The following is a 24730-nucleotide window of genomic DNA, read 5'->3' as shown; positions in this document are numbered from 1 at the left end:
AATAAAATATTGAAAACAGAGTAAATTGAACGTGAGGAGAAAACAAGGATAAGAAAAGCAACGTTAATTAATCACCGAACACACACAGTTAGACCGCTTATATGAAAAAAGAAAGCGACGACTGAGGTTGGTGATCGTGTCGAAGTACATCGTTGTTTGATCACATAAAAGAATCATTGCCCCTGAGCCACTAGAAATACGATCACGAGGAACAGGAAAAAGGACACGCCTTGCCAGAACATAACAGGGTTACGCTGTATCAATGGTGGACGAGTTCGATCGAGGAATATTTGGTTGGGATGATGTAAGTCATAGACGAATTCAGAGACTTCTTCGTAGCGCTTTAGCGGGTTGATGTTTAGGGCTTTATGCAGTGCGTCGTCGATCCACACCGGCAACTCTGAGTCTTCGGTAATAACGCTGCGATAAGTTAAACGTCGTTGGGCCGCAACGCTTCGAGCTTGGGCTATTTTCGGGCTGTAAGGGAATTGGTTGCCAGATAACATTTGATAAGCAATGACGCCGAGCGCGTAAATGTCAGATCGCTCGGTGCCCGCATGACCAAGGAAGTATTCTGGTGCGGAATAGCGCATGGTGCCGCGTAGAACTTCTTCGTCTTGGGTGTTGGTAACGCCTGCAATGTAAGTGGATCCAAAGTCGATGATTTTCACGATGTTGTGCTTGTCTATCATGATATTTGCAGGGCGAATGTCTTGATGAATCATAGCTTTACGGTGAAAAGCCTGAAGACCGTTGGCGATTTGCGAGATGATGTCGCGGATTTGTTCCAGCGTGGGTTTTTGGTTGTCTATCATCCATTGTGCAAGAGATTGGCCTTCGATGTATTCGGTAACAAGGTAAAGCGATTCCCGCTGTCTTGGGGGTTCGATGGCTTTGACCACATGCGGATTACTGACGCGTTTGGCGATCCAATCTTCCAGCATGAAATTTTCAAGATAGGGTTGATCGTCGCTTAATTCTGCTGACGGCGTTTTAATCACGACCATGTCATTGGTGTCGAGATCTCGCGCTAAAAACACATGGCTTCGGCTGCTCACGTAGATCGAGCGGATGATGTCGTAGCCTTCAAATTGCATTCTTTCTTTTAATGGCGGCGGCAACGGCAAAAGGCTGACATTGTGCTGGATGTCTTCCAATTGATAATGGGTAACTTCGTTCACTCGAACGATCTGCACGCTGAGGTTGTCGTCGCTGCCCGCGCTTAAAGCGTGTTCTAGGATCTGCTCTGCGGCGCTATTTAAATGGCTGGCTTGTGCGATACACGAGGCTATTTCCTCGGCGGAAAGAAAGTCGTAAATGCCATCCGTCGTCATCACAAAAACATCGTTTTTGGCAATGGGAAAGGTTTGGTAATCAATGTCCGCAATCGGATCGATACCCAAGGCACGAGACAAATAACTCTGAGCGGTCGAGACAACTCGCCGATGGTCTTTCGTCAGTTGTTCTAGCGTCGTGCCAACAAGTCGGTAAATGCGGCTGTCACCAGAATGAAAAAGGTGCGCGCTATTTGAACGAAGCACGAGCGCACTGAACGTACACACATAGCCTTTGTCTTTATCGAATCGACTGGGGCCACTTTGGGTTTGAGAATACAACACCGCATTGATGGATTTGAGTACTTTTTCGCCGGAGGTCTTTACTGACCAGGCTTCTGACGTGCGGTAATAATCTTCTAAAAAACTGGTAACGGCGGTTTCGCTTGCCGCTTGGCTAACCGGGCTCGAACTAATGCCATCGGCAATCGCCAGTGCAACACCTCGTGTGGTTAATAATGGCTCGGCGGGGATTTGGTGCCCTAAGAAATCCTGATTGATGGCTTTTTCGCCCTTACTGGTCGCACTGCCGATACTGACGCTAAGAGCCTTCATTCCGCTTTCCTTAATAAAACAACACTCTGCAAATGCAGCAGCATGTAACAACGCGCTGTAAATACAAAAAACTCCGTAGACACACAATATAGTATCTACAGAGTTTTTTAACCTTTGATGAAACCCTATTACACCAATTTACGAGACGCGGACGTTTTCACATGGGTCAAATACAATGGCAAGCCGACTAATAATAAACCGCCAGCAAGATTACCCAGTACCGTTGGGATCTCGTTCCATACAAGGTAATCCATGAAGGTGAAATCGCCACCCATGATCATAGAGAACGGGAACAAGAACATGTTTACGATAGAATGCTCGAAGCCCATGTAGAAAAACAACATAACCGGCATCCACATGGCGGCCATTTTTGCGCCAGCAGACGTAGAGATCATCGCGCCAACTACGCCCATAGACACCATCCAGTTACACAACATGCCACGAATGAAGATGGTAAACCAACCGCCTGCACCATGAGACTGATAACCCAATGTACGAGATTCACCAATAGCACTAACTTTTGCCGCAATGGCGCCTCCGTCGGTTGAGAAACCATACGTTAAGATGAAAGACATCATGAAAGCCGTTAATAACGCGCCAGCAAAGTTGCCGATAAAGACCAACCCCCAGTTTCGCAATACTTGCGCCGGTGTGACACCTGGACGCTTATCAAACAAAGCCAAAGGCACTAACGTAAACACGCCCGTTAGCAGGTCAAACTTCATCAAATACAGCATGATAAAACCAACAGGAAACAGCACAGCACCCAGTAATGGGCTGCCCGTTTGTGTCGCTACCGTGATGGCAAAAATTGCCGCCAACCCTAGAATTGCCCCCGCCATAATGGCTCGAATGAGGGTGTCTTTTGTCGACATGTAGACTTTCTGCTCGCCTGCATCGACCATTTTGGTCACGAATTCACTTGGTTCTATATACGCCATTTTTACGCCCTCTTACCCTTAAATTGCTGAAAATCAAATTTTCCAAATCAACCGTCGCTAACTCAAAACTCACTCATAAAAACAATAGCTACTACCATGATTTATATGGCAAAAACTTCCCGTTCAAGGTCAAAACGACACGATCGCCTTTCGGGTCTTCTTCTTTTTCTACTTTCATGGAAAAATCGATCGCACTCATGATGCCGTCACCGAATTTTTCTTGAATGACTTCTTTCAACGTTGGTCCGTAAACCCCAACCACTTCGTATAACCGATAAATCAAAGGATCTTGTGGAATAGCTTGATCCCACGTTTTTGTCGGGTATTCCATTAAAACGGATTTGGCTTCTGCTGGTAGACCTAAAAAGGTCACCAGTTTTTCAGCCACTGCTTCAGTGCAGCTGTTCATTCCTAAGCATGCGGACGTTATCCAAACATCCGTCATCCCTGTCGCCTCAGCGATGGATTCCCAGCTCAAGTTTTTCTCTTTTTTGATGGCGAAAATAGCTTCTGTTACATCAATTTTTTTCATTCGCTTTCTCCTAATGCCTAGGGACGATGTTAAAATCCATTAAATGAATTCGATCAATTCAATCCCTGAATTAAATGGACAAAGATCTATGAACAAACACGTTTTCGCCAATGGCACGATCAATATTGAAAATCAAACGACTGTTTAGAAAGATAAGAAGAGAGAAAAAGAGACACGCCTCCCTAATCAGTTTTTTCCTTTCTAAAGGAGCCTGATCGAGTGCTACTAAAAAGGTTCAGTAGCGGGCGACGTTGCCATTGGCTAAGTTAACCGACATTGGCCAACTTATGAAATCCCTGTAGAGAAAATCTACATGAACATAATGTTCATTCAGCAAAGATAATGCCAAATAGGTGAATCAAAAAATATTGTTAGGAATTCTGCTTTAGAATCAATACATAAGCGTGGTTTTTAAAAGACACTAAGCATTGATCAGGGCTAAAATCCACAATAACTCTATGCATATTTTTTATCGAAGCGCCCTTTTAAGACACGTTCTTTGCACCAATATTAATCACAGTGTCGATATTTATATCATTAACACCGCTGAAAACGACGTCTATTTCAGAGCATGAATCAGTACATAAACAGCCCTTTATAAGGCTGATAGCGAGTGAAATCGATTTTTATACTGACAGTAACTGACTCTATTACCCGCTATATTGTCTCTGCCCTTTATTCCATAGGATATGAAAGACATGCCAGAACCGTTTAAGAATCTTTTTAACCAGCACGTTATTAACAACATGGCGGAGCACTTTCAACGTCATTGGAAAGAATTTGATAAAGCAGGCTTTATCGCCACCGCGTGTGATCAGCTTGAGACATTGGAACTAAAGGCTCGATCGCAGCAAATTACCGAGGCCATGAGCCAGTATTTACCGAGTGACTTTGAAAAAGCAGGAAGTATTTTACTCGCCAGCTTGGCCCCAGAAATCGACGATTCAAGTTCAAAAATAAACGGTAGCGGTATTTCAGGCTGGGCGATTATGCCGATGGGCGATTACGTGGGATATCATGGTCTTGATCATCATGATTTTTCAATGACTTTATTAAAAGCGATGACAAGCCGATTTACGTCTGAATTTAGCATTCGGTTTTTTTTATTATCCGCACCAGAAAAAACACTCGCTTCACTCAAGAGTTGGCTCTTAAATGACAATAGACATGTACGGCGTTTGATCTCTGAAGGGACTCGCCCACGCTTGCCCTGGGCGATGCAGTTGCCGACGTTTATTAATGATCCTTCACCCGTCATTGAACTGCTTGAAGAACTAAAAGATGACCCAGAAGAATACGTACGTCGCTCTGTTGCCAATAATCTCAACGACATCGCTAAAGATCACCCTGATCTTGTGGCCGATATTGCTGAACGATGGATACAAGACGCCGATGCAAACCGCACAAAGCTCATTCGTCATGCTTGTCGAACGCTGCTTAAGCAAGGCAATAACAAGGTGTTAACCGCGTTTGGTTATGGTAAACCGCAACTAGAAAACAATGCACTGACACTACATTCTGAACAGGTTGTTTTGAATGGAAATCTAGAGTTTACCCTCGATATAGAATCCGCGAGCGATCATGAGCAAACCTTGATGATTGACTACATTGTTCATCATCAAAAGAAAAACGGCACAACCTCCCCCAAGGTGTTTAAATGGAAGAAAGCCACGTTAGCGGCTCGTAGTCGCCTCTCTATGTCAAAAAAGCACCCATTCAAAATCATCACAACGAGAGTTTATTACGACGGATGGCATGAGGTAGAAATCATTATTAATGGTCAATTTATCGCCAAGGAAAGCTTTCAATTATCAGGTAATCCCCCTCTAATATAAGGCAAAAATCATATCCTAGAGAGCGGTAACGAAAGAATCAGCTTGCCATCAACAACGACGTCCCACCGCTTTGACTTCGCAAAATAATGTGTGGCCGCTTTTGTAATCAAAGGCTGACAATCTCTACTATAATTTCTTTTTATACGAAATCCTTTCGTTTTTACTCAAAGTAAAAATGCATCAAAGATGTGCAAAGTTGACTCGATTTTATGGAAAGACAGCTACAATATCCTATTAACAAGTCACACTATATGGACAGTCATCATGATGATTAAACCTCTGTTCTTAAATCAAACGCTATTAAAGGGACTCCTGATACTAGGGGTAGCAATGAACAGCATGGTCTTTGCAGAGCAAAGAGTCACCATCGTTTTTGACGCTGAAATGCCCATAGTGAACGACACAAAAAATGGCAATTACGCTCAATTAGCAAGCGTTATAGATCAATATAGAAAAATAGATGCCAATACTTTTTTTATTTTTGGAGGTGAAAGCTTAGGGCCAAGTATGCTTTCGACAATGGACAGAGGCGCGCACATCATTGATATATTGAACAGCCTTCAGCCAAGCGTCATGGGCATCTCGAAACGCGAATTGAGCCACCAAGAAGATGAACTCATCTTACGCACTTACGAGGCATCGTTCCCTATTGTCTCAAGCAATCTATACGACCCTCTGACTCACCGCCCTCCTGAAGGGATACAAACACACGTCATATTAAGAAAAGGCACGATGAAGTTAGGCTTTATTTCGGTTCTAAACCCCGACACCATCGTTAAATACCCAACAAACAGAGTAGAAGTCACCTCGCCCGAAAAGGCCATTATCAAAGCCGTCATTGAATTAAAAGCACAAGGGGCTAATCTAATTGTCTTACATTACTCTGTTTTCATGCCTGTTTTTGACCGCCTATTGGAACAAGGGACGGTTAATCTAACGCTCTATAAAGATCAAGATTTTGAATTTAGCCCTTATAAAGCTTTTCCTCATCACCCACACAACATCATTATAAAAGACAAAAAGCATGCCGCTGTAGTTCAACTTACCTGGCAACAAGGCCACCCAAAAGAGAGTCTGAAAATACAAAAAACAGAGATCGACTTAACTTCTGTTTCACCCAAACTTTCTGTTTTACAACAAGAACGAGAATACGCTCATCGACTCAATACACTTCTTAGTGAAGTATTAGGCAAGACAGCAACACCTATTGATTTACGCAGAAAGACGCTACGCACCGCCGAAAATGGCTTTGCTGACCTAGTCGCGGACACACTAAAACAATTCACAGGCGCAGAACTCAGCTTAATTAATAGTGGTTCGCTGCGCAGCGATGCCGTTTTTCCAGAAAACTCAATACTGACAAGAAAAGACATTCGAGCCATGATGCCGCACCGTAATACGCTCAAACTAATAGAAGTAACAGGACAAAAAATAACGGCGGCGTTAGAGCATGGATTAAGCGGAATAGACTCAATAAGCGGGCAATATCTTCAAATTTCTGGCATTAAAATCAAATACGATGCGACACGCCCAGCCGGAACTCGCTTACTTTTAGTCACCTTGAACAATAAGCCACTAAACCCAACAAAGACTTACAAAGTCGCTACCCTAGATTACCTACTTAATGGTGGAGATGGGTATACTATGTTTATAAACAGCAAAGAGCTAAACCATCAACAAAACAGCAATTTCACGCTATCTGACTTAATGGCAGAAAAGGTTCAGCAACTAAACGTCATTTCACCAAAAACAGATGGGCGAATACTCGATATTTCAACGATGAACTAAACATGAATAAACCGTCATCGATAAAAAAAACAGGCTATAAGCAATTAAGCTTGATTAAAAAATTGGCCATTTTATTACTAATGGCCGTTGTGCTTTTTATTGGTGTTGGCACTCTACTGCAAACAAGACTGGAGCAAACCCAGTTAATATTAAATGACTTAACCTTCAACACCATTCCTGCGATGACTAACGCAAATCAAAGCGCAATAAAGTCCAGTGAACTCTTTTCAGCCCTAGAATTATTAACGTCTTCTAATACGCCGGTAGAACGCAGAATTGCCGAGCTAGAGGTCAACAAAAAGCTCAATGAAACCCAAGAACAAGCTAACAGGGTCAACTACAGCCAAAATGAATTTCGTCTACTAAAAACCATTCAAGAGGAAATGAACAACCTCAACCTCCTCATTGATACTAAGCTCGACATAGCGGATCAAATCACCAAAAAGCAAAAAGGGCTGTCGGAATTACAGTACCAAGCCGATAGCGTGTACAAAGAAAATACCGGACAAACGCCCCTTGAAACAACACAAAAAGCCAAATGGAAAATTGCTTTCTTAGAGCTAATTACACTTGCCTACAGAGTAGAAGACACCGACAGACTGGATGAGCTAAAGGAAATAAAACACACTATTGAATTAAAGTTGAGCCATTTAGAATCTATCGTGGAAGAAACATTACCCACATTAGAAAAACAAGTATCACCATTAAATACTGCGATAACCGAGCTTCTAATGAGCGATCAGGGACTTCTTAATTTGCAGGCCAATCACCTTAAAATGATTGGCCGCACGCGAGGTAGAGAGTACTTCATTCGAAACTTAATCAGCGACTACAGCAACGTTGCAAATCAGTTCTCACTGAATAAAAACAAGTACTTGAAAGATAAAATATTAGCCCTCTCGAATGGCGTGTATACCCAAGAAACATGGTTTATTGGTGGCTTTATATTATTGGCGGTAATGATATGCACCATCTTGGCTCTTTATACCCATGCCATAAAGCGCCTTAGAATATTGACTCGAAAAATACGTAATATGACAACAGAGCCTATTCTCTCTCATTCCAGTAAGGATGAAATTGATGAACTGTTTCACGCTTTTGATCAATTTTCAGACACCATTAATACGCAAAACCAACGTCTCGAAACTCTGTCGCTAACAGACAGTCTCACCAACATCGCCAACCGACGTGCTTTCGATCGACGCTTATTCTACGAACTGTCTAATGACAGAACCCTCCAAATCGACCTATCGGTTGTGCTAATAGACGTTGATTTTTTCAAACAATACAACGACACCTATGGGCATGTTAGTGGGGATGAAGCCTTACAAAAAATCGCGATGATGCTAAGTCATACGATCCAAAACAGTACGAATTTGATTGCTCGTTATGGGGGTGAAGAGTTTGTCGCCATACTTCCAAACAAAACAGCGAAAGAGTCAAACCTTGTTGCACAAAATATAATGCAAGCCATAAGACTAGCGAACATAAAGCACAGGATGAGCGAGATCTCAGATAGAATTACAATCAGTATTGGCATTGCCACCAGAACAAAAGGAGAGTCCTCCGACATAGACACCCTGATGAAAAAAGCCGACATAGCGCTTTATTACTCAAAAAACCAAGGCCGAAACCAAGCAACGCATATTGATGATATAGAAGAGATGAAAGATAACTAAACAACCGCGTCCTTTATTCGTCGTAATAAAGACACCACCACCGCAAGCGCACACACGCTAAGCAAAGCCCCCATAAAACCAACATTAGCCAAACCGGCATAATGAATAATTTGACCGCCAATCAGCGCCCCCGCTCCAATACCAAGGTTAATAATGCCGGAATACAAAGACATAATAATATCGGATGCCGTCGGGTCCACATTCAATACTCGGATCTGCATACTTAAACCAATAATCATGATTGATGCGCCCCAGAACAAAACGCTGACCACCAACAAAGACATATTTGCAGCCACAAAATACAAGGTCGCCATACAACAAGACATCGCCACGACGCTTAAAATCATCATCGCGCTGTTCAATTTTTCGCCAAAGTAGCCAAATAATATACTACCGACAATGCCCGCCATACCAAACAACAGTAAAATCAGCGTGGTAAAACCGCCACTCGCCAGACCAATCTCGCTTAGAAACGGTTCAATATAACTGTAAGCCGTATAATGGGCCGAAAAAATAATGAAAATAAACAGATACATGCCAAGCAAGACACGATTGCGCAGCACTTCTGGAACTTTGCTCAACGAACCTGAAAACAAACTGGGTAAATTCGGCAACAAGCGATACAGGGCCAACATGATGATTAAAGCGACAATGGCAATAAAGGCAAACGTAGTACGCCAGCCAAAAAGTTGACCAATAATACGCCCTGCTGGCACACCCAATACCATTGCAAGCCCCGTTCCCGTCGCCAGTACACTCAAGGCAAACGTATGCTTACCCTGCGGGGCAACACGAATCGCAATCGACGCGGTAATAGACCAAAATAATGCGTGAGCAAACGCAATGCCAATCCGGCTGATTAATAAGACTGTAAAATTCCACGCCACCACCGATAATATATGGCTGACAATAAACAACGAAAACAGCCATATTAACAAGGTTTTGCGCTCTAGCTTACGTGTCAGCAGCATCATTGGCAGTGACATCAAAGCCACAACCCAAGCATAAACTGTCAACATCCAACCCACTTGAGCAGGCGACACCGAGAAACTCTGCGCAATATCTGACAACAAACCAACCGGAACAAACTCCGTGGTATTAAAAATAAAGGCGCTAAAACCCAGTACAAAAACACGCAAGTATTGAATGCGGCGAGAGACCGTATCCTCTGAAGAAAGAGTTGATATCATGATGACCTGTAGAATGACCTATTGAAGTGTGCGTATAAAAGAAGATGACTATTGTCCATTTTTTCAACAACAACGGAATAGGGAAATATGGATGTTTATGGACATTTCAGCTCGGAGTGGTCGTCTTTTCGTTACTACTTATACAAGAACAAATAGATAAGACAAAAAAACCTAAAATATTAACAAAAACGACCTACATTTTATTACACAATTGCACACATTCCTGTGAGAAGATATTTACCACAAAATACAAAAAAAATGAGTCTTAATGAGCCTTCCAACCCTCTATTTTTCACCTAAATTAACGTCATGTAAGGCACAATTAGACACGCTTTTATCTACTCATGGATATGCTGTCGAATGGCTAGAAGTCGAACGCATTGATGACAGTCCCGTTTCTTCTATTACCTTACTTTCAGAAAATGACTTAAAAGCCACTGACTGGCCTCTTTTAGCGTCTAGAAAAGCGATCATAATTGTAGAAAAATGGAGCATGGAAGCTAGCATTGAATGGATCAAAAGAGGCGCGGTAAATTGTTTTAGTGATGGCGACGAACACACTGTCAGCTGGTTAATTTCAGAAATATCACAGTTTGCTTTAGCTCGCTCTGGTCGTACTGACGATGACGTTTTGCAAGTGATCATCGATGCCATACCTGTCCCTCTTTTCTTTAAAGACCACCTCCATATTTATCGAGGCTGCAACACTGCATTTTGTCAATTTATCGGCTTTTCTCGTGAACAAATCATAGGCCATTCAGTGTATGACGTTGCGCCTAAACACCTTGCTGATGCCTATTACGAGGCAGATTGTCAATTATTAGCTCAAGGTGGCACTCAGTATTATGAAGCAGAAGTACGATTCGCAGATGGCTCAATTCATGAGATAGAATTTAATAAAGCTGTTTTCACACGTTCCAATGGCCAAGCTCTAGGACAGGTTGGTGTGATGCTAGACATTACTGAGCGCAATCAACTCATGCGCCAATTAGACAAAGCCACTCGCACAGATCCTTTAACAGGCGCCGCTAATCGTAGAGAATTTGACCTCATCATTCATGATGAGTACGAACAACAAAAAAATTCAAATACCCCTCTTAGCCTAATGACGCTAGACCTGGATTTTTTTAAACAAATCAATGATCGGTTTGGTCATGGCGGCGGCTGAATGGTTACAAAACCAATTACGATCAACAGACAAACTATTTCACGTAGGTGGCGAAGAGTTTTATATTTTAATGCAAGACACAGACATACAAAGCGCATTAAAGATAGCTGAAAATATATGCAAAGGTATGTCGACAAATACGTTTTTGATCAAACAACAAGAGGTTCGTATTACGTTGTCTATTGGTGTGATTGAACTAGACCCAATGATTGAGCTAGAACATGCCCTCGAAATGGTAGACAGGGCACTGTATGACGCAAAATTCAATGGTCGTAATTGCGTTTGCCCCGTGTATCCGTCATAACATTCAACGCGCCTGCTGGTTATAATTTTTTGTTTCAAGGCGCTCAGCCACACCACCTTATTAAAAAATTGATAAAACTGAATGGTAAAAAACAATAATAACGGGAACGATTTCTATTAGTATTTGTCTACACGAGATATAATTCATTAACACTACGAATTTTTTCACTGTAAATAGGTACTCATAATGAAACGTCCAACATTAAAAATGCCACTTCATTCTTTCAATAAAAGCGCTTCTGTATTAGCTGTATCACTTTTAACCGTGAGCAGTTTGTCTGTACACGCAAGTGGTGAAGTAAACGTTTATTCCGCTCGTAGTGAAGCACTTATTGCTCCACTTCTAGACGCGTACTCAAAAGAAAACCAAGTAAAAGTAAACCTCATTACCGGTAAAGCTGATGCATTATTAAGTCGCTTAAAATCCGAAGGCAGCGCTAGCCCAGCCGACGTATTTATTACCGTTGATGCCGGACGTTTATATCGAGCAAAAGAGGCGGGCGTTCTTCAGGCCTTTGAAACCGACCATTTAAACGCCGTCATCCCTGAATACCTTCGTGATCGCGATGGTTATTGGTATGGTCTTTCTCAGCGCGCTCGCGTTATTTTTTATAACCCTGAAAAAGTATCTGCATCAAGTCTATCAAGCTACGAAGATTTAGCTGATCCTAAATGGAAAGGCCAAATTTGTATTCGCTCTTCCAGCAATATCTACAATCAATCTCTTGTCGCGTCTATGATCGATGCAAATGGCGAAGCTGAAACGCTCGAATGGATTAAAGGTCTCGTCGCTAACTTTGCCCGTCCACCAGCAGGCGGTGATACTGATCAACTAAAAGCAGCCGCGGCCGGCGTGTGTGATATTGCCGTCGCAAACACCTATTACTTTGGGCGCTTAGGTCTAAGCAGCAAAGCTGAAGACCGTGCGGTTTATGATAAATTAGCCATGTTTTGGCCTAACCAAACTAAAAGTGATCGTGGTGCACATGTGAACGTCAGCGGTATCGGCATAACAGCATCATCGAAAAACAAAGAAAACGCGCAGCAACTTATTGAGTTCCTAACCAATGAGCAAAGCCAAAAATGGTACGCGAACGTTAACAATGAATACCCTGTTGTTGAAGGTATTGCGCCGCCAGAAAGTCTAGCGGTGTTTGGTGAGTTCAAATCCGATACAGTTTCTTTGAGTGTATTGGGAGAGAACAACCGTCAAGCCGTCAAATTAATGGACCAAGGTGGTTGGAAATAAGCCTTTTCATTAATAAAAAATAATCTGTTTTAAAACAAAAATGCCTTTCAAGTAAATACATTGAAAGGCATTTTTATACGCAACGAACCCTAATGCGTTTTAACAAAACTTCTGGAAACGAGATTAACCCTCTTCTTCCATCAAACTCCAAAAAGCCTCAACCATCGGGTTTTTTAAACCCTTTTTCAGCGCAAACAAACCAATATCATAAGGTTCAAGCTCTGGCCTAACGTCCAACACTTGCACCCTGTCCTTCAACGGACTGTTATCAAGCACGATTTTTGGCACCACACCAATCCCAAAGCCCAAACTCACCATGCTCACAATTGCCTCATTACCTGTCACCTGAGCATAAATTTTTGGCGTAATGCCATGCTGACGAAACCACTCGTCTACGCGGGTTCTCGACACACCGCTTTCAGACAAAATCATCGGAATACTTGCCCACTCTTGCGGAGCCAAAGGAACACGATTCGGCACGTTAGGCACTTGCTGCTCCAGTGGCGCGATAAACAACAAAGGAGAAATTGCGATCGGCTTAAATGCCACACCTCGCGGCAAATTGGTTGGCCGAGCCGCAATGGTAATGTCTTCTTTTCCGTCGAGAATATGCGCAATGGCGTGTTCTGGATCGCCAGTACGCAGTTTGATCTCGATACCTGGATACGCAATACGAAAACGCCTCAACAGCTCATACAAAAAACTGTAACTGGCCGTGACCGAGCCATACAGACTGATCTCGCCGCTAAGCTGGTCCGTATTATCTGTCAATTCATGACGGATCAAGTTCCATTGGCGGCTGGTATCGCGCGCGTACTTAAGGAACTTTTGCCCTTCTTGCGTTAGCACCACGGTACGATTGTCGCGGTTAAACAGCGCGACACCCAGTTCGTCTTCTAAATGACGAATGTTCCGCGATAACGCAGAAATACTAATGTGACACTCGTCACTGGCACGCCCAAAATGCAGCGCATCAGCCAAAGCGAGAAATTGTTTGAGGATTCTTATATTCATACTCATCATCATAATGGATGTTTGCATAAAATGGGACGTTATATTGCAAATATATCAATTTACGAAAGACTGGCTTTTCTATAAAGTAGCATCACTCATATTTGATCGGCCGCTTTATAGTGTTTGATCAGCTGTCACCCTTTTAAAATATCGACGTGCTTTAATCGTCGAGACATTAATCATAAAAATCTAGGATGTGTTTATCATGGCTAATTACTTCAATACTTTGCCGCTACGTGAGCAACTTGCTCAACTAGCGAAATGTCGTTTCATGGACAGCTCTGAATTTTCCGATGGCGTAGAAGCGCTTAAAGGCAAAAAAATTGTTGTTATCGGTTGTGGTGCTCAAGGTCTTAACCAAGGCTTGAACCTACGTGATTCTGGTCTAGACGTTTCTTACACTTTGCGTGCTGCTGCGATTGCTGAAAAACGCCAATCTTGGAAAAACGCGACTGAAAATGGTTTCGTTGTTGGTACTTACCAAGAACTTATCCCAACAGCTGACGTTGTATTGAACCTAACGCCTGATAAGCAGCACACACCGGTTGTGACTGAAATCATGCCGCTTATGAAGAAAGACGCTTGCCTATCTTACTCTCACGGTTTCAACATCGTAGAAGAAGGTATGAAAATCCGCGAAGATTTAACCGTCATCATGGTTGCGCCTAAGTGCCCAGGTTCTGAAGTTCGCGCTGAATACGTTCGTGGTTTTGGTGTTCCAACGCTTATCGCGGTTCATGAAGACAATGATCCTAAAGGCGAAGGCCTTGCACTAGCAAAAGCTTACGCGGTAGGTACTGGCGGTCATAAAGCAGGCGTTCTAATGTCTTCTTTCATCGCCGAAGTAAAATCTGACCTGATGGGCGAGCAAACTATCCTTTGTGGTATGTTGCAAACTGGTTCTATCCTTTGTTTCGACAAAATGGTTGAAGAAGGCATCGACGCAGGTTACGCGTCTCGTCTAATCCAATTCGGTTGGGAAACAGTGACAGAAGCATTGAAATACGGCGGCGTTACCAACATGCTAGATCGTCTTTCTAACCCAGCTAAGATCAAAGCATTCGATCTTTCTGAAGAACTTAAATTGATCATGCGTCCTTTGTACAACAAGCACCAAGACGACATCATCAGCGGCCACTTCTCACAAACTATGATGGAAGACTGGGCGAACGACGACGTAAACCTTCTTAAATGGCGTGCAGACACAGCAGAAACGAACTTTGAAAAAACACCGGCTGGTGATGTTGAAATCTCTGAACAAGAATTCTTCGACAACGGTATTTTGATGGTTGCTATGGTTAAAGCCGGCGTTGAGCTTGCTTTCGAAACCATGACCGCCGCTGGCATCGTGGCTGATTCTGCTTACTACGAGTCACTACACGAAACACCACTTATTGCGAACACAATCGCTCGTAAGAAATTGTACGAAATGAACGCGACAATCTCTGATACGGCTGAGTACGGTTGTTACCTATACAACCACGCTTGTGTTCCACTATTGGCTGACTTCATGAAAAACATCAAAACCGACGTAATTGGTAAAGGTCTTTCTCTAGAAGACAACGGCGTTGATAACGCTCGCTTGATCGAAGTAAACGCAGCACTACGCTCTCATCCAGTAGAAGCGATTGGTGGTGTTCTTCGTGGTCATATGGCTGACATGAAAAAAATCGTTTAATACGATTATTGCGCTCGCCAATACTTTGTTAAAAATAGACTCGTATTGGCTTTGCTCATAACATCGTACTTTGAATCAAAAAAAGCCGAGTTTTCTTAATCGAACACTCGGCTTTTTTGTTCTCTACTTTTATTTTTCATTCTTTTATCTGTGTTTAGGGGCAATGTAATGAGTAACTCAATCTCTTTAAAGAAAGCAACGGTGACGTTTGATGAGCGTTTTACCTTAACTGACATTGATTGGGATATTACATCAAACCAGCATTGGGTGATTACAGGAACCAATGGCTCTGGCAAATCAGCTCTCGCAGCAGTACTTGCAGGTGTAGGCGATATTGAGAGCGGTTCGATTTCAGGATTACCGAAAAGGGTAGGTTTGGTGTCTTTTGAAGCGCAAGCCGAACTGATTGCCAAAGAGCTGAAAAAAGACGACGCAGACATCATGGACGTCATTTCACTCGGCACGCCCGTTCATGAAATGATTTTCGATCGCTGCCAAGATCCAGAACTTGCTCAAAAACTGGTGAAAAAGTTCGGCTTAAGTAAATTACTCGACCGCGCATTTCGAAAACTCTCCACAGGCGAAACTCGAAAAGTCATGCTGATACGAGCGCTGTCCAGCAAACCGGACTTACTCATCCTCGACGAACCTTTTGATGGTTTAGACGTCGATACGCTCGCTATGTTACAAGAGCACCTTGCCTCTATTATTAATACCGTTCCTATGATTATGGTACTAAACCGTTTCGATGAAATGCCCGACTTCATCACGCATGTTGCCTACATGGATAAAGACGGTTCAGGTAAAAACGGTTCAAATAGAGGAAAGCTAACACTGACAATAGACCGTCAGGACAAAGCCGCCTTTAATGAGCTCTACCAACTACTGCATTTAAAAACCACCGATCTAAACGTGCCAGAGGCCGACCCAGCGAACAAGCTGCCCGAACTCGATCCGAGCCAGCCATTAGTCAAACTCAAACAAGCGACTATCAAATACGGCGACACGATCATTGTCGATAAATTGGACTGGACCATTGAACAAGGCCAGCATTGGCAACTCAGTGGTCCTAACGGCAGCGGTAAAACCTGCGTATTGTCGCTGATCACGGGCGACCACCCACAATGCTACACCAACGATATTTTTGTCTTCGGATTCCAACGCGGTAACGGCGAAAGCATCTGGCAGATCAAACAATTCATCGGTTACGTTTCCACTGCACTGCAATGGGAATATCGCGTTAGTACCAGCTGTAAAAACGTGATTATTTCCGGCTTTTACGACAGCATCGGCATGTACAGTAAATCGTCCGATAACCAGAAGAAAATCGCCGACCAATGGCTAGCACTACTCGGCATGACAGACCGCGCAGACCAACCCTTTAACAAGCTTTCCTACGGCGACCAGCGTTTGCTGCTCATTGCCCGCGCCATGGTCAAACACCCGCCATTATTGATTCTAGATGAACCTTGCCTCGGCCTAGACGACATGAACCGCCAACTGGTTTTAGCCTTGATCGAGAAAATATGTGAAGGCAAAGAAACAACGGTTCTGTACGTAAACCACCACGCGGAAGACAAGATCAAAGGGATAGAGAACTGCTTGGGGTTGAAAAAAGAATAATGGGTAAACAATTGCCCTACTCATGAACAATCAAATTAAGCATAGTACTGTCAGTCTCCTACAAATAGGGCGTACATAAAATAAATTGTACGCCCTTTAAGTTTTTAAAGTGGACTCTGTTACACAGCAGTTAAAGCATAGTATTGATCAAGCCCTTAGTTCTACAAAATGCGACTGCAACTATCACCCTGGCAACGCTCGGGTTCGAGTTTGAGTAATTTGTATATGTGACAACCAGCGCAATATCCTAAAGTGGATTCCATCCAAGTAAAAAGCACACAGACAAGACAGATAAGTTGAGAGGTTAATCCATTATTACCACTCCAAAATAGTAAGGTGACTGTGCCTGTCAAAATAATGCCAATACTCCAAGCAAAACGTTTTGGAATGGCGGATACCCAATCTGGTTGTTGGCCTAATAAATTTCTAATGATAAAACGGCCAATATACAAACTTGGAGAATATTGAACGCCAACAAAGACCCTCAAAAAAAAGTCTATAAACGAGTAAGTTGAGAAGAGTGTGATAGGTAAAAAGGCCCCGTAGAAATACGCAACACAAAAAACAATGATTGCACCCAGCATAGTAATACCTGCGGCTGCTCTGACAGTTCGCTCATCCACAACCCCCATTGATAACTTACTCGCTAAGGGTGCTGCTGTTTGTAGAATCACATCCTCATTAAACTCTTTTTCATCATAAACACGATCTGCGTATTGTATGAGCTCTTTTGTATGACCATAGGTCGTTGAAGTAAAGAAGCTTTTTATCATTCTAAGTCCTTGTTTAATATCATCATTCCATAGGAGTTTTATCACAGATAGTAATAATTGGATTCGGAAAATCATAGTACAAAAAATATTAAATTGTATAGGTAAGTGACGAAAAATAAAGGTGCGCCTACCTCAAATAGAACGTCGCAATTGTTTGAAGAATTGGGCGCTAAAGCAGTTATATTCATAAAAAAATATAGAGCCTTTCATTGAAAATGCTTCTTCACCAAGCCTTTCACATAACCCCAAAGTGTCTTTGAACCTGCGCTAATCACTGACCCGTAGCGCTGTTTCACTTGTTCGTGGCTGACGTTACCTTCTACCCATGTGCCGCCTTTAGTGGCGACGTTGTGAATAAGTGGCTGTAGACGATCCAATGATTTAGCAAAGACAGCATCGTGACTTTCGGCGGCTTCAAACTCGTACCAGAGGGCTTTGAGCTCTTCACCTTGTGACGTTGGAAGTAAGCCAAAAATACGTTCTGCCGCTTTTCGCTCGGCTTCTTCTTGAAGTGAATTGTCTATGGTTTCGTGGAGGGGATGATCGCCAGCATCGATTTCAACGATGTCATGAATCAAGAGCATTTTAATCACGCGATCCAGATTAATATTTTGGTCCGAGCTGTCTTTTAGGATCAACGCGTACATGGCCAAATGCCATGAATGTTCGGCTGAGTTCTCCCTTCGTGATTGATCAATCAATGGCGATTTACGGATGACAGATTTGAGTTGATCGATCTCACGTAAAAAGTCGAGTTGTTTATCGAGAGTTTTGTCGTTTAGTGACTCTGGCATGAAATACCTTAATCTGTCTTATTAACGTTTGGTTAAGAGTAACTAAGAAACCATGTGAATTCGACCCTAAGTTTTAAAGCTAATCTACAGATAGCCGCATCATCCTTTTGCCAAATTTATCGCTGCATCCTCTGATTGCAGGCACAATCTCTCGATTGTTGTATTTTTAGCGCGCACCGGAAACCCGCCAATGGCCTGAGCAATCCATTCACCTGCGTTTGGGATGATTTCTACCAGTTGAGGGAGATCATTAACGCATAGAAACTTGATGTCAGGACCTGTCGCTCTGATCAACAGCGCTAGAGTATCAGCAGGAGGCTGCCCCTTTCCCTGTCCGCTTGTAATGTGTAGGTGGTCATCTGTCGTGCTGACCTTGGCCTCTTTATCCCTGATACAAGCGTGATTATGCAGTCCCTGCGGGAGAAATTGCTCCAAGTTCCGAAATCTGTATTTTATGTTACTAAGAAAGTAATCGGGATACAGAGCAAACAATTCGGCCATCTTTGAACGTCGAAAAGGATGTACTACATGGGCAGCAGAAAACAGCCCTGTACAAGGAAAGCCAATGATTTGGGCCGCATTTATTTGCATAAAATAGTGGAATTTCGCAGGGTCATCCCGTGCTTCGGCACTGCCAAGCACCCCGCTATAGTCAACCCACTTGCCTCGAAAAATAGGAGTAAGCCCGTCAAAAATGTCTGACGGTTTTAGGGGCGCAGTCAAGAACACATCATCATTAAAGTACATGAACCGCTCGCTCAACCCTTCAATCCGCCACAGCATGCTTTCAATGGTCAAAGAGTTAAATGTGGGTAACACTTGCGTGAACCCATCAAAGATTTCCGAATGATAGGCAAGATGTACCTTGGCTCTAATGCTTTCCGAGAGGCTTGATAAATCGGGGCCTTCTTCATCAACAACAATCCAGATTTTACCTACCCACGGCGCATGGTTTTCGATCGATTGGATGCAGTACAAGATTTCATCGCTACACAACCACCGATGAGGGTTCGATGCATTTTCATGCAGTGGCAAAGGCTCAATTGCCATATATTCTTGTCGCTTCTTACGGTGTTTCTCAGCGTTCCCATCGACCCAAGTGATAACAGCATCAATCGGCTCAAGCTGGAGTTCAGTTGCATTTCTTAGCATTTCAGTAGATGTCTCTTAGGTGATGGTAACGGTGATTCAGGTTCATTGTCGAACCAGTCAACTCTAGATGGGTCAGCTATTCAATGAGTTGATTTGATAGTGACCCCATCTCTTAAATTTCCAATAATTCAAAAGGTATGCTGGTCTGCCTTACGCTACTTTGCCAATGACACCTTGTACTTATTAAGAAGTACTTGCTCTTTTTCACCTTTCATTGCCAAGCGGCCTTCATTCCAAATCTTGATCAAGTCTTGTCTTTTTTCAGTGGGAATGTTTTTGGAGAAAATCGGCATTTCAACCAATTTATTCTCTAAACCGGGGCGCACTATTTGAAGGTCATCATTTAGGTTGAGACGATTTAAAACGTACTGAAGGACAAGGTCATTGTCTGCGTATAAATCGACTCTATTTTCGCTGATCATCTGGAAGATTCGGTCAACCACATCATCATAACCGGCAACAACTTCTACGAGGTTAGAATTTCTTGGATCATCAATATAATCTTGGTAGCCAGCACTCATTGAACTGTAGTCCCAACCAGGCCCAGTAGCGATGCGCTTGCCTTTTAAGGATTGAATGCCATTATAGCGCCACGGATCATCTCGCCTAACAACGAAGGCGGTGGTGTAGGCAAACGTTTCTTCGTCGGCATAGACAAAGTGATCGTCTGGATTTTTTGAGTATAAGTATTCCGGCAATACATCGCAAAGTCCCTCTTTCACCATATCCAACCCTCGTGCCAGAGGCACTTCATAGTATTCAAGCTGGTAGCCTTTCGATGAATATATTTGCTCCAGCATATCGATAACAACACCACGCTCAGAGTCCCCTTCTGATGGGAATATTGTCATTGGCGGCCATTGGTCGTAACACACTTTTAACGCCGCAGCGTAGCCGATATGAGGCACGCTGATGCCTGCCAGAAAGACCATCAGGAATGAGAAATAGTTTAATCGTTTGTTTTTCGCTTTTTTATTGCTCAGTTTCTTATTTCTCAACACGATCACGACCCTTGTCTTTGGCACCATACAGCTTCAAATCGGCGCGTTTAAATAACTCATCAATTAAATGGTCTTTTGGCTCGGATGACTCAACACCAAGGCTCACTGTATAAGCCACTGTTTTACCATCAACTTCCAACGCAGAATGACTAATAATTTTTCGTAGTTTTTCGGCAAGCTGGAAAGCATCATCATTGCCGGTGTCAGGGAGAAATATGGCAAACTCTTCTCCACCGACTCTGCCAATGAGGTCAGATTTTCTTAAGGACTTCTGAATGGTCTGCGTGAAATGGATGAGTACTTTGTCGCCAACAAAATGACCATAAGTGTCGTTGACCCTTTTAAAATTATCCAAATCGACCAACAAAAAGGATGCAGGCGATTTTTGACGTTGTGACAGAATCAGTAAGTGTTGCGCCGTTTCAAAAAAACTTCCCCGATTTAATATGCCTGTTAAAGAATCTCTTGTGGCGAGTTCTTTTAATTTTTTATTCAAAACCTGCAAGTCTTCAGTGCGCTTTGCGACCGCATCCTCTAGCCAATTCCGCTTAGCTTGCTCATCCTCTAATAGCTGTTCTCGGTCCATCTCTAGAGCGGATAGCATCGTATTCATGTGTTCTTGAAGCTGACTAATCTCGTTATTTTCAATGTTAGACAGATTAATCCGTTTGCTCATATTAGGACTCATTTGAACTTCATTCACTTGAGTCATTAGTTCCTTCAAAGGACTTGCTAAATAACGATCAAATGCCCAGACAAATAGCCAAAACAAAATAGATAACTTAATGATGGCCGTAATAGCAATCAGAGAAAAGCCAAATAAAACTCGATTTAAAACGACTTCGGATGATGAATAAAGCACAAGCTTTCCAAGAAAGACGCTTTCTCCATTAAGTGTCCAATTTAAATCTGACGTCGTATCGAAAAGAGACAAGGGAGCTGAGCCCGAGTTGTAGGATCTTTTGGAAAGCATGGTTTGGGCATCTTTATCGAAAACATCGACACCTTCGATAATGGGCATTTTGACCAATCCAGCGACGAGTACATTCAGTTGATTTCCGTTGTATTGCCATAAGCTGGTAGAAATAGGTTCACGGACGGTTTCTTCCAACTGTTTCAATTCATTGAGTATTGAGTCCTGTGTTTTCAAATATTCACTGAAGAACTGCATACTTGTAATTACGCAAGTAACAGCCAAATATATGAAAAAAATAACACGCATCATTTTTTGGGATAGATTGTTTGTACGAAAAAAACGTGTAAACATTAAAACGACCCTGCCCAGTAAACGTTTAACTTAAGTTAATCTTAGATTACTAGCGGTTTTAATGGAATAAACTTCGGACTTGAATTCAGGAATAACAAACAAATACAGCCACAACGAATGACAAGTGGATGAAGACCTTTCGATCAAAAGTTGACGACAGAAAATGCAGCGCTCTATTCACTTTGTAGCAAAAGAGAATGGCGGACCGTTAACGTTGAGGAAGGAGAGGCGATAACAAACGCTATCGCCTTTTGAACAAAGCTTTTTTTCTGATTTGAGACGGTAACTACTTTTGAGTATCTCTATAACGCACCAATTCAGCCGATAACCAGTCTTGGCTTTTAACGGGGGGATTATCGTTACAATGAATTAAATAATACTTCCCAGAAAACACGCTTTTGGTCGCAGCATACTCGATAAAGTCTTCTGCTGTCTGAACTTTATTTCTGTAATAGTCATACTTTTTATTAATATGATTTGCGGCTTCTGCACCATTGTACAGAGTGCCATTTCTTTCATACTTGCACTCTGTTATCCCAACATAATCCAACAAATGACTTATTTCATCTTGCGTTGAAGCAAACAGATTGATGGTGAAGAAAGTCATTAACATAAAAAATAGCGTTTTCTTTTTCAATTCATTCCTCCTATGCCATGCCAGCGTTTAAAATAGATCACTCTTGGCGTATGAAACCTTTTTAGGTTGCGGCACAGCAACCCAAAAAGAAGCTCAGTCTTATTTCACGTCAGGCTTTGCACTTTCAAAGAAAGTGGTTTGGCCATTTTTCGGCACAATAAAGTCTTTTAGATCAATGTTTTTGCTCACAAGGCTTTTTACCAAGTCCGTCGCCGGATCTTCAATCCCCTCATCCGTTAATTGAAATGCACCAAAATGCATCCCTATACTCAGCTTAGAACGTAAATCCAAGTGGGCCTGAACCGCCTCTTCAGGATTCATATGTTGGTCTTTCATAAACCATCGGGGCTCATACGCCCCAATCGGCAAAAGACTCAAATCCATCGCGCCAAACTTTTCTTCAATTTCTTTAAATTGCTTGTTATATCCAGTGTCACCAGCAAACAATACTTTTAGGCCTGAAGACTCAACGACATACCCTCCCCAAAGTGTTTCAAATCTGTCAAATATTCCACGAGCTGACCAATGCTGCATAGGAACAAGTGTAATATCAAAACCAGCATCGGATGAATAACTCTGCCACCAATCGAGCTCTACAACATGGTTAATGCCATTCTCTTCTAAGAACGCCTTATTTCCCAAGGGAACGATAAAGATTGGCTGATCTTTCTTTTCGATCGCCACTAATGAGTCAATATCCATGTGATCAAAGTGATTATGACTCACAATAACCACATCAATTTTAGGAAGTTCAGCTAAGGACGCTCCAGGCTCTCTGTGTCGCTTAGGCCCCATCCACGAGAATGGACTCACCCTTTCAGAAAACACCGGATCTGTTAGTACAGTGAATTTCTCAAATTGAACAAACTCAGTCGCATGATTAATAAAAGTGACCGCACCCTCACCTTGTCCCAATTGCTTAGAGAAATTAGGCTCGACATTATCGACTACAGCGTCAGGCCATACTTCCTCTTCTCCTGAGAATTTCCATTTGATCATATCGAGTAAACCTCTATCGAAGTTCACAGAACGATCTTCATTATAAAATACTGATCCATCACTGTGATCAGATACGGGAAAGCGCTGGCTTGAACATGCACTCATAGACATAGCACCTATCACAAGCCATATAAGACGCACTTTTGATTTCCACATAACGCTAAAAAAAAGGCGGTGTCTCGCCAGTATTAAAAACCTATTCTTCAACCCCATAACAATTACCTATCCTTTAAATAAAATAAGGTTTACCTGAATAAGACTACACCGCTTTACGATGACGCAACGTCCAAAGAGCTCATCCAATAACTCTCAGCCATCTCCGCTATAAATATCACCTAACCAATGAGCATAAATGGGCAAGAGCCTCCCTTTCATATCGAGCAGAACCTTCGATTTAAAGGCAATACCGTCACTCTTTTCTTGAATTTGGACTCATCCATCCATGATGGTAGAGAAATCCTAATTCATCAGAAAACAAAATTCAACGAACATAATATATATTTTGTTCGTTTTAATTTTCATCTCGAATCGAATATACTTAGCCATCATCGAACATGAGCACTCTTATGAAAGCAACTAACAACGACGCATTAACGACAACTCGAATTTTAGAAGCGGCCAGTGATCATGTTCGCCGTTTCGGCGCAGCAAAAACAAACGTTGTAGACATTGCCAAAGTGCTCGGCACATCACATACGACCATTTATCGTCATTTCCGTTCAAAAGCCGAAGTGTTCGAAGCCATAGTTATCGCAACCATACATGACGAAACAAAATTGGCTCGCTCTTATGTAGAGGCTCCTCTACCCGCATCCGAACGGCTGGAAGGACTGATTGTGGCGCTTCATCAACGCAAACTTCAACGCTTCAAAAATGACGCAGAGCTGTATCAGCTATATAAACGAGTGGTGACAGAGCGACCAGATATCATTCGAAATTACACCGAAGTGATGACCCAACTTTTGTCTACCATCCTTTCAGATGGCGTACGAAACAAAGAATTCTACATTGATGATGTTTTCGCGGCAGCAAATGTGGTGCGTGATGCGGTTACCGTTTTCATTCATCCAGCGCATGTAGAAGCGTCTGCAAAAGCGGGGTTATTAAGAGAGGATGCCATGCGCCGAGTCATTTCAACGCTCATTGTGGCATTTAAGCAAGGGGTGACATTTGCGCCAAAGTAATGCCGTCGTTTATTCAATTTTAATCACATCGTAA

19 protein-coding genes and 1 pseudogene are annotated in these 24730 nt (G+C 42.6%); 8 read left to right on the top strand and 12 right to left on the bottom strand.

All coding sequences use genetic code 11. From position 1 onward, the window contains the following. Nucleotides 1–173: 173 nt before the first annotated feature. The 3 genes from MP3633_RS02590 to cynS form a co-directional block, all read right to left on the bottom strand. A complete protein-coding gene (locus MP3633_RS02590; protein ID WP_176334358.1) occupies nucleotides 174–1889 on the bottom strand; it encodes a bifunctional protein-serine/threonine kinase/phosphatase in 1716 nt (571 codons plus the stop codon). A gap of 128 nt (nucleotides 1890–2017) precedes the next feature. After that, nucleotides 2018–2830, bottom strand: coding sequence for a formate/nitrite transporter family protein (locus MP3633_RS02585; RefSeq protein WP_176334357.1), 813 nt, complete (start codon nucleotides 2828–2830; stop codon nucleotides 2018–2020). Between the two features lie 91 nt (nucleotides 2831–2921). Beyond that, nucleotides 2922–3362, bottom strand: coding sequence for a cyanase (gene cynS / locus MP3633_RS02580; protein ID WP_176334356.1), 441 nt, complete (start codon nucleotides 3360–3362; stop codon nucleotides 2922–2924). A gap of 698 nt (nucleotides 3363–4060) precedes the next feature. Here cynS and MP3633_RS02575 point away from each other — a divergent pair. The 3 genes from MP3633_RS02575 to MP3633_RS02565 all read left to right on the top strand — a co-directional run bounded on the left by MP3633_RS02575 (nucleotide 4061) and on the right by MP3633_RS02565 (nucleotide 8664). Then, on the top strand, nucleotides 4061–5197 hold the full coding sequence (locus MP3633_RS02575; RefSeq protein ID WP_176334355.1) for a DNA alkylation repair protein: 1137 nt from the start codon (nucleotides 4061–4063) through the stop codon (nucleotides 5195–5197). A gap of 330 nt (nucleotides 5198–5527) precedes the next feature. After that, a complete protein-coding gene (locus MP3633_RS02570; protein ID WP_176334354.1) occupies nucleotides 5528–6985 on the top strand; it encodes a bifunctional metallophosphatase/5'-nucleotidase in 1458 nt (485 codons plus the stop codon). A gap of 2 nt (nucleotides 6986–6987) precedes the next feature. Further along, nucleotides 6988–8664 (top strand): GGDEF domain-containing protein, encoded by a 1677-nt coding sequence (locus MP3633_RS02565; protein WP_176334353.1) that lies wholly within the window; start codon nucleotides 6988–6990, stop codon nucleotides 8662–8664. Here MP3633_RS02565 and MP3633_RS02560 read toward each other — a convergent pair. Then, nucleotides 8661–9854 carry a sugar transporter gene (locus MP3633_RS02560; protein ID WP_176334352.1) on the bottom strand — a complete coding sequence of 398 codons (1194 nt, stop codon included), beginning with the start codon at nucleotides 9852–9854 and terminating at the stop codon, nucleotides 8661–8663. The genes MP3633_RS02565 and MP3633_RS02560 overlap by 4 nt on opposite strands. 268 nt (nucleotides 9855–10122) lie before the next feature. On the opposite strand from MP3633_RS02560, the pseudogene MP3633_RS02555 reads away from it, so the two are divergent. Both MP3633_RS02555 and MP3633_RS02550 read left to right on the top strand, forming a co-directional pair. Further along, nucleotides 10123–11326: pseudogene (locus MP3633_RS02555) on the top strand (GGDEF domain-containing protein). A 186-nt stretch (nucleotides 11327–11512) separates the two neighbouring features. Continuing rightward, a complete protein-coding gene (locus tag MP3633_RS02550) occupies nucleotides 11513–12574 on the top strand; it encodes a Fe(3+) ABC transporter substrate-binding protein (protein WP_176334351.1) in 1062 nt (353 codons plus the stop codon). Nucleotides 12575–12697: 123 nt separating this feature from the next. On the opposite strand, the gene ilvY is transcribed toward MP3633_RS02550, so the two are convergent. Then, nucleotides 12698–13588 (bottom strand): HTH-type transcriptional activator IlvY, encoded by an 891-nt coding sequence (gene ilvY, locus MP3633_RS02545; RefSeq protein WP_176334350.1) that lies wholly within the window; start codon nucleotides 13586–13588, stop codon nucleotides 12698–12700. A gap of 205 nt (nucleotides 13589–13793) precedes the next feature. On the opposite strand from ilvY, the gene ilvC reads away from it, so the two are divergent. Next, entirely contained in the window at nucleotides 13794–15266 is a 1473-nt protein-coding gene (gene ilvC, locus MP3633_RS02540) for a ketol-acid reductoisomerase (protein ID WP_176334349.1), read from the top strand. A gap of 168 nt (nucleotides 15267–15434) precedes the next feature. Further along, nucleotides 15435–16889 (top strand): molybdate ABC transporter ATP-binding protein ModF, encoded by a 1455-nt coding sequence (gene modF / locus MP3633_RS02535; protein ID WP_176334348.1) that lies wholly within the window; start codon nucleotides 15435–15437, stop codon nucleotides 16887–16889. Between the two features lie 161 nt (nucleotides 16890–17050). Here modF and MP3633_RS02530 read toward each other — a convergent pair whose 3' ends face one another. The 7 genes from MP3633_RS02530 to MP3633_RS02500 all read right to left on the bottom strand — a co-directional run bounded on the left by MP3633_RS02530 (nucleotide 17051) and on the right by MP3633_RS02500 (nucleotide 23617). Continuing rightward, entirely contained in the window at nucleotides 17051–17662 is a 612-nt protein-coding gene (locus MP3633_RS02530; RefSeq protein WP_176334347.1) for a DUF4395 domain-containing protein, read from the bottom strand. 206 nt (nucleotides 17663–17868) lie between these two features. Continuing rightward, the gene (locus MP3633_RS02525; protein ID WP_176334346.1) at nucleotides 17869–18456 is read right to left on the bottom strand and encodes an HD domain-containing protein; all 588 of its coding nucleotides are present in this window, start codon (nucleotides 18454–18456) and stop codon (nucleotides 17869–17871) included. A 99-nt stretch (nucleotides 18457–18555) separates the two neighbouring features. Next, the gene (locus tag MP3633_RS02520; protein ID WP_176334345.1) at nucleotides 18556–19608 is read right to left on the bottom strand and encodes a Stealth CR1 domain-containing protein; all 1053 of its coding nucleotides are present in this window, start codon (nucleotides 19606–19608) and stop codon (nucleotides 18556–18558) included. A gap of 155 nt (nucleotides 19609–19763) precedes the next feature. Beyond that, on the bottom strand, nucleotides 19764–20609 hold the full coding sequence (locus MP3633_RS02515) for a substrate-binding periplasmic protein (protein ID WP_244959789.1): 846 nt from the start codon (nucleotides 20607–20609) through the stop codon (nucleotides 19764–19766). After that, on the bottom strand, nucleotides 20596–21780 hold the full coding sequence (locus MP3633_RS02510; RefSeq protein ID WP_244959787.1) for a GGDEF domain-containing protein: 1185 nt from the start codon (nucleotides 21778–21780) through the stop codon (nucleotides 20596–20598). The genes MP3633_RS02515 and MP3633_RS02510 overlap by 14 nt, the downstream gene beginning before the upstream one ends. 382 nt (nucleotides 21781–22162) lie before the next feature. Then, nucleotides 22163–22513, bottom strand: a complete 351-nt coding sequence (locus MP3633_RS02505; RefSeq protein ID WP_217909040.1) for a DUF5329 family protein — start codon at nucleotides 22511–22513, stop codon at nucleotides 22163–22165. 99 nt (nucleotides 22514–22612) lie between these two features. Beyond that, nucleotides 22613–23617 (bottom strand): MBL fold metallo-hydrolase, encoded by a 1005-nt coding sequence (locus tag MP3633_RS02500; protein WP_176334343.1) that lies wholly within the window; start codon nucleotides 23615–23617, stop codon nucleotides 22613–22615. Between the two features lie 461 nt (nucleotides 23618–24078). Between MP3633_RS02500 and MP3633_RS02495 the strand changes: the two genes are divergently transcribed. Then, entirely contained in the window at nucleotides 24079–24696 is a 618-nt protein-coding gene (locus tag MP3633_RS02495) for a TetR/AcrR family transcriptional regulator (protein ID WP_176334342.1), read from the top strand. Nucleotides 24697–24730 lie beyond the last annotated feature (34 nt).

The organism is Marinomonas primoryensis, from assembly GCF_013372285.1.
Taxonomy (GTDB): domain Bacteria; phylum Pseudomonadota; class Gammaproteobacteria; order Pseudomonadales; family Marinomonadaceae; genus Marinomonas; species Marinomonas primoryensis.
This window is presented reverse-complemented; position numbering and strand designations above follow the sequence as displayed.